This is a genomic window from Bradyrhizobium sp. (genome assembly GCF_036735945.1).
Lineage (GTDB): Bacteria > Pseudomonadota > Alphaproteobacteria > Rhizobiales > Xanthobacteraceae > Bradyrhizobium.
In genome coordinates this window covers 1-7156 of record NZ_DAINNI010000060.1, presented here as the reverse complement: position 1 = coordinate 7156, position 7156 = coordinate 1, and the positions used below count along the sequence as shown (strand labels likewise).

Here is a 7156-nt window from a genome sequence, read left to right as displayed (position 1 = left end):
ATCGTGTCGCCATCGCTGTCGGAAGCCGAGAACAGCGAGGATGCCGCAAGCGACGCATTCTTCGCCACCGCCTGGTCCGTCGCCGCAACGACCGGCGCATGGTTCACCGGCGGGGTCAGGTGAAACTCCTTCCAACCGCTCCATAGTATGCCGTCAAAAACCTGGACCCAGAGATCGTCGGCAGTGGTGCCGGTCTGGAAGGTAGTTTGCGCGAGCTGCGCGGCGCTAACATTGATGTTCTGATTGACGCCCTGAGCCACGCCATTGATGGCAAAGTGCCCGCTGCTGGCGTCGGCCGTGGAATCCCAGAAGCGAAAGGCCGTCATCGCATCGCCATCGCTGTCGGAAGCCGAGAACAGCGAGGATGCCGCAAGCGACGCATTCTTCGCCACCGCCTGGTCCGTCGCCGCAACGACCGGCGCATGGTTCACCGGCGGGGTCAGGTGAAACTCCTTCCAACCGCTCCATAGTATGCCGTCAAAAACCTGGACCCAGAGATCGTCGGCAGTGGTGCCGGTCTGGAAGGTAGTTTGCGCGAGCTGCGCGGCGCTAACATTGATGTTCTGATTGACGCCCTGAGCCACGCCATTGATGGCAAAGTGCCCGCTGCTGGCGTCGGCCGTGGAATCCCAGAAGCGAAAGGCCGTCATCGCATCGCCATCGCTGTCGGAAGCCGAGAACAGCGAGGATGCCGCAAGCGACGCATTTTTTGTCACCGCGCGGTCGGAGGCAGACGCCACCGGGGCTGATTCTGATCTATCGGCAAAGGTAAGCCGTTGTACGTTGGTGAGCCGATCAGCGCCTTCCGGACTGCCGGACCTTAGATCAGTCACCTGGATCACATTGCCGGACTGGCTCACTTGGTATTGAGATAGAGGTCCGGAATAACTAACGGAGTTGAAGCCGGATCCACCATCCAGTACGTCGTTTCCTGCTCCACCGCTCAACGCGTCGTCGCCACCACCGCCGACAATATGATCATTGAACAATGTGCCGTACAGCGTTTCCGACTGCGCACTCCCTTGTTCGAGGTATAGTCCATCACTTGCTAGCCGATAAATGGTTATCGAGCCTGGAATAGTATACTGGTCGTAGCTGACCGTTCGAACCGCGATATAACCTGTCACCGCATTATCGTACACGACCATAGACCCGTCGGGATTGACGGCCAGAATCAAGGTGGTGTGCACGGTACCCGACGTATTCGCATTCCAGTGCATCCGCACGATGTCGCCCGGCTGAACGAGCGTGTGCCAATTTGCCACCGGATTGGGGTCGGATCCGCGATAGACGACCCTCCAAAACCCGCCATCTTCGTTTTGAGTTGGATCATCGCCATTACCCGAATTGACGGGAAGCGTTGCTCCAGTCGCCGCCGCCACGGCTGACGCAATATTGTGACAGTCGTTATCAGCGAAGATCTGATTTCCGTAGAAATTCGCGAAACGATATGCGGTAGCGACGATGTCCGCCGGAGTCGGTTCGCCGTGTCCAGCGACGGGACTAAGGACGTGAGGATCGACCGTGATGGCCGAGTATTGAATATATTCAGAAAAGGGGTCGGCCGCGCCGCCTGCTGGCACAGCAAGATAGGCTAAAGGGCCGATATCGTTTCCAGCCCTAAAAGTAGCCGAGTTTATTGAGCCTCCCGGCACGTAGGTTTGATGATCAAAACCTCCGCCGATGTCTACACCGTTCACAAGCCAGGTTGCGACGGAGGGATTGCTCGGATTCCAATAGCGAAAATTCCACGCCGCGAGCTGTGACGCGGGATAGTACGTAACCCAATAGCTCGACCAATTGGTCGAGCCAAACTGAGAGGTTAAGATACTCGACAGTCCTACGCCTGTACCGGCACTGGCGACGATAGGTAATGGCAACGACCATGTCAGAAAAGTACTCATAAGGAATTTCTCTCAAACAATTCGGCGAAAAAGCCAGAGGTGCCGTCCGAGCTAACGCGGGTGTCCGCAAGCCAAAAGGGCGAGATATCCTTGAGAATAATCCGATAATGGATCACTTCCGCTTCAATTGAGTCAAGCGCCGACGAGGCAAGTTGGCAAAAAAAGTGCCGCGCGGCGGGCTGTTCACCATCCAAGAATGGATCGGTGTTCTCAGCCAAAACTTGCAGTCATGATACAGACGGAAGCGTCTCGTCGCGTTGTCGTGGCTCATTGGCCCGCGGAAGGTGTTCTTGGCGTCTCATTCGGCATCCGGACAGCCTGGCGCTTTGGGAACCGTTGCAATACCGTAGGCCACCCGCCGTAGATCGTTGGACTAGCGGCCCTGCTCTTCCGGCGGCTTGATGTGGCGGAACGAGAGCAGCAGCGCCAGATCGTAGGCGATCTTGAGCGTGCCGCAGACCACCAGCGGCAGACCCGTAAAGGACGTCATCAACAGCGCGCCTGATATGGCCGGGCTGATCGCCGATGCGAGGCTGCGCGGCACCGCGGTGAGGCTGGCGGCCGCGGGCCGTTCGGCCGGCGTCACCACCGCCATAACGTAAGAGGTGCGGGTCGGCACGTCCATCTGCGACAGCGCCGAGCGCAGCAGCAGCAGGCCGAGCGCGACATAGAGGTTCGGCGCGAACGCCGCCAGGATCAGGAAGATGCTGGAAGGAATATGCGTGAACACCATGGTGTTGACGAGGCCGATGCGCCGCGCGATCCAGGCGGCGACCGGATAGGAAAACGCGCTCAGCGTGCCCGACCAGAAGAAGAACAATCCGGCCGCCGAAAGCGAGAGATCGAAGCGCTCGAACAGCCACAGCACCAGCAGCGACTGTGCGACAAAACCACCGGCAAAGGAATCGATGCTGAACAGCGCCGCGAGCTTGTAGACGGTGCCGCGCGACGGCCCGAGCGGCGCCTGCGGCGCCCGCTCCTCGCCGCGGGCATGCGGCACGAAACGATAGAGCGCCACACAGGCGATACCGAGCGCGGCATAGGCGTAGAACATCAGACGGAATGCGCCGAGCTGCGTGCTGCCGCCGTCGACAAGGAAATCGGGCAGCGAGGCCGCGAGCGAGCCGGCTGCGGTGCAGAGCGATCCGATCAGGCTATAGCGCGCGAACACCCGCGTGCGGCGCTCGTCGCTCGCGCTATGCGCCAGCACCGCATGCTCGAGCGGCACCAGCACGCCGAGATCGCCGCCTGACGCGTTGATGGTGCCGACGAAAGCGACGAGCGCAATCAGCGCGAAGTGCTCGACGGCGGGAAAGGCGATGCCGGTCGCCGCCATCAGGCACGCGCCCGATATCAGAAGCGGCTTCAGGTCGTGGCGCGCAGCGGTCCAGCCGGTGATCAGCGTCAGCAGCGCAGTGCCTGATAGCGAGGCCGCCGCGACGATGCCGACCGCGATGGCGTCGTACCCCAGCGCGGTCAAATAGGCCGGCAGGATGATGATGGCAAAACCGTCACCGAAGCCGCGCAAGGCCCGCGCGGCATAGAGTAACCGGATCAGTGCGTCAGCGGTGGAGGGTTTTGGTTCTTGAGCGATATCGGTCACGCTTTCGTCCATGCGCCATCCTCGACTCAGATCGAGTGTGCGCAGAGCTTGGACGAAGGATCGTCTGACGGGGAGCCTGCATCGTCCCCGGTGAAACCAAAGCTAGGGCTGAAATCGATGTGGCACAAGCGCTCGTGTAAGGTGGATAGCGTGCAGAGAAACTCAGCCTGCAAGGTTGACAGGCGAAACAACGCGCGCATAATCAACTGCATGGGGGTTCTGCGATCCCCCCACGAGGCGACATGCCCAAGTATCGCGTCCCGTTTTTACGAGGGCGCTACCATGTCAGCCTACACCACGATTTCCCCAGACAAGCTTTCCAGATTGATCGGTACGGCGAACACGCCCGTCCTGATCGATGTTCGTACCGACGAGGATTTCGCCGCCGACCCGCGGCTGATCCCCGGCGCCATCAGGCGCAGCCACCAGGACGCCGGCGACTGGACCGGCAGTTTTTCCGGCAACTCCGCGATCGTTGTTTGCCTGCGCGGCGCCAAGCTCGCGCAGGGCACCGCAGCCTGGCTGCGGCATGCCGACGTCATCGCCGAAACGCTCGAAGGCGGCTTCGAGGGCTGGAAGGAGGCCAGGCTGCCGCTGCTGGATGCGTCCAAATCGCCGCCACGCGATGCCAAGGGCCGCACCGTGTGGGTGACGCGCGCGCGACCTAAGGTCGACCGCATCGCCTGCCCCTGGCTGATCCGCCGCTTTGTCGATCCGAATGCGGTGTTCCTCTATGTGGCTCCTTCCGAGGTCGTCGCCGTCGGCGAGCGCTTCAACGCCGCGCCCTTCGACATCGAGAACGTGTTCTGGAGCCACCGCGGCGAACTCTGCACCTTCGACGTCATGATCGAGGAGTTCGGGCTCGCGACGCCGCCCTTGCTGCGGCTGGCCGCGATCGTGCGCGGCGCCGACACCGGACGGCCTGATCTCGCGCCGGAAGCGCCGGGGCTGCTTGCCGCCTCGCTCGGCCTGTCGCGCATGTTCGACGACGATCTCGAGCAGCTCGAGGCCGGCATGACGCTGTACGACGCGTTCTATCGCTGGTGCCGCGACGCCACCGGCGAGACGCACAACTGGCCCACCAACAAGGTGAAGCCGTGATGGATGCGACAGTGCACAAGACGATCGATGCCGGCGCAAGCCGGCATCTCGATCACGGCATCAGCTTCGGTGAAGCCTTTCGCGTCTGGCTCCGGGTCGCCCTGCTCAGCTTCGGCGGCCCGGCCGGCCAGATCGCGGCGATGCACCGCATCCTCGTCGAGGAGAAGAACTGGATCTCGGAGAGCCGGTTCCTGCATGCGCTGAACTACTGCATGCTGTTGCCCGGCCCCGAGGCCCAACAGCTCGCGACCTATATCGGCTGGCTGCTGCACAGAACCGCCGGCGGCATAGTCGCGGGCGGCCTGTTCATCGTGCCCGGCGTCGTCGCCATCATGGCACTCAGCTACATCTACGCGGCCTACGGCAATGTCGGCTTCATCGAGGCGCTGTTCTTCGGGCTGAAGGCAGCCGTGCTGGCGATCGTGGTGCAGGCCGTCGTCCGCGTCGGCAAGCGGGCGCTCCGCAACCGGGTGATGATCGCGCTCGCGGCGATCGCCTTCGTTGCGATCTTCTTTTTCAACGTCCCGTTCCCGATCATCATCATCGCGGCCGGCCTGATCGGTTATGTCGGCGCCAAAGTCGGGCGGCCGGAATTCGCCGCGATCGAGCACGGCGGCGGCAAGAAGGCGGCGGCCGTCGACAGCCTGCTCGGCGAGGAATTGCCCGACCACGTCCGTCCCTCGGCGGCACGCGCGCTCCGGATCAGTTCGGTATGGCTGTTGCTGTGGGTAGTTCCAGTCGCGGCGCTGCTGATCGGGCTTGGACAGGCCAACGTGTTCAGCCAGATCGCGCTGTTCTTTTCCAGGATGGCGATGGTGACGTTCGGCGGCGCCTATGCGGTGCTGGCCTATGTCGCCCAGCAGGCGGTGGAACATTATCACTGGCTTGAGCCGCGCGAGATGCTCGACGGGCTCGGCATGGCCGAGACCACGCCGGGACCGCTGATCATGGTGCTGCAGTTCGTCGGCTTCATGGCCGCCTATCGCGATCCCGGCACGCTGTCGCCGATGCTCGCCGCGACGCTCGGCGGACTGCTCGCGACCTGGGTCACGTTCGTCCCATGTTTCCTCTGGATCTTCCTCGGCGCGCCCTACATCGAGACCTTGCGCGGCAACAAGGCGCTCGCGGGCGCGCTGTCAGCGATCACCGCCGCGGTCGTTGGCGTGATCCTGAACCTCTCGATCTGGTTCGGGTTGCACACGCTGTTCCGGCTGACCACGCCCGTGCGCTCGTTCGGCCTGTCGTTCGACATGCCGGTGTGGGGAAGCCTCGATCTCGCCGCCTTCGTACTTGCGGCGGCGGCGGCAACGGCGATCTTCCGCCTCAACGTCGGGATGCTCTGGGTGCTGGCCGGATCGTGCGCGGCGGGCGTGGCGTTGAGGTTGGCGGGAGTGACCTAGCTACACCCGCTCCGCCGGCGCCAGCTTGCAGACGCCGGCTCCCGCCTCGATCTGCAGCGTCGGATGGTGAATGTTGAACCGGCGTGAAAGCTCCTCGCACACCCGGTGCAGGAACGCATCGTCCGTTCCGCCCGGCCGCACCAGATGCGCGGTCAGCGCGGTCTCGTTGGTGCTCATGGCCCAGACATGGAGGTCGTGCACCTCGGCGACGCCTTCGAGGCCGGCGAGATAGTCCCTGACCTCCACCAGCTCGATGCCGCGCGGCACGCCGTCGAGCGCGAGGTTGACACTGTCGCGCGCCAGCCCCCATCCGCTCCAGAACACCACGACGGCGATAACGAGGCTGATCGCGGGATCGAGCCACAGCCACCCCGTCAGCATGATGATGAGCGCCGCCACCACGACGCCGAGCGAAACACCGGCATCCGCCACCATATGTAGATAGGCGCCGCGAATGTTGAGGTCGCCATGGCGGCCGCGCATGAACAGCAGCGCGGTAAAGCCGTTGACGGCGACGCCGAGCGCCGCGACCACCACGATCGTCCAGCCGGCGACCGGCTCGGGGCTGTAGAGCCGGTTGACCGCCTCGACGACGATGCCGCCGACCGCGACCAGCAACAGGCCCGCATTGAACAGTGCCGCGAGGATCGAGGCGCGTCGATAGCCGTAAGTATGCCGCTGCGTCGGTTGCTTCTGCGCCAGCCACGCCGCACCCCATGCCAGGAGCAGCGCGATCACGTCGGAGAGGTTGTGGACGGCGTCGGAGATCAGCGCCAGCGAGTTCGCGGCATAGCCGAAGATCAGCTCGGCAATGACGAAGCCCGCATTGAGCGAGGCGCCGATCGCAAATGCCCAGCCGAAATTATCAGGCGCATGGCTGTGACCGGCGTGCCCATGGGAATGAACATGGGCGTGAGAGTGATTGTCGTGGGCGTGATCGTGCGCCATTCCGCCTCGATGAACTTTCGACGGCGACTTATATAGCGCACGGAATTTCGAATACTATTACAGCCAATCGGCGACTACAAAACCCTCATGGTGAGGAGGCGCTTTAGCGCCGTCTCGAACCATGTGGCCCCGCTGGTGCCGTTCATCCTTCGAGACGGCGCTAGCGCGCCTCCTCAGAGTGTGAGAATCTTTCGGCAACG

6 protein-coding genes are annotated in these 7156 nt (G+C 63.0%); 2 read left to right on the top strand and 4 right to left on the bottom strand.

Annotated features, from left to right (window positions below; translation table 11 throughout):
• The 3 genes from V7E26_RS18700 to V7E26_RS18690 all read right to left on the bottom strand — a co-directional run.
• On the bottom strand, positions 1 to 1904 hold a 1904-nt coding region (locus tag V7E26_RS18700; RefSeq protein WP_324418725.1), incomplete at its 3' end, for a hypothetical protein.
• Positions 1901 to 2122 carry a hypothetical protein gene (locus tag V7E26_RS18695; RefSeq protein ID WP_324418723.1) on the bottom strand — a complete coding sequence of 74 codons (222 nt, stop codon included), beginning with the start codon at positions 2120 to 2122 and terminating at the stop codon, positions 1901 to 1903. The genes V7E26_RS18700 and V7E26_RS18695, both read right to left, overlap by 4 nt.
• 155 nt (positions 2123 to 2277) lie before the next feature.
• Positions 2278 to 3519 (bottom strand): MFS transporter, encoded by a 1242-nt coding sequence (locus tag V7E26_RS18690; protein ID WP_324418721.1) that lies wholly within the window; start codon positions 3517 to 3519, stop codon positions 2278 to 2280.
• Positions 3520 to 3789: 270 nt separating this feature from the next.
• Between V7E26_RS18690 and V7E26_RS18685 the strand changes: the two genes are divergently transcribed.
• A complete protein-coding gene (locus V7E26_RS18685) occupies positions 3790 to 4608 on the top strand; it encodes a chromate resistance protein ChrB domain-containing protein (RefSeq protein ID WP_324418719.1) in 819 nt (272 codons plus the stop codon).
• Positions 4608 to 6008 carry a chromate efflux transporter gene (gene chrA / locus V7E26_RS18680; RefSeq protein WP_324418769.1) on the top strand — a complete coding sequence of 467 codons (1401 nt, stop codon included), beginning with the start codon at positions 4608 to 4610 and terminating at the stop codon, positions 6006 to 6008. Before V7E26_RS18685 ends, chrA begins: the two co-directional genes overlap by 1 nt.
• Here chrA and V7E26_RS18675 read toward each other — a convergent pair whose 3' ends face one another.
• Positions 6009 to 6956, bottom strand: a complete 948-nt coding sequence (locus V7E26_RS18675; protein WP_324418717.1) for a cation diffusion facilitator family transporter — start codon at positions 6954 to 6956, stop codon at positions 6009 to 6011.
• Positions 6957 to 7156: the final 200 nt, after the last annotated feature.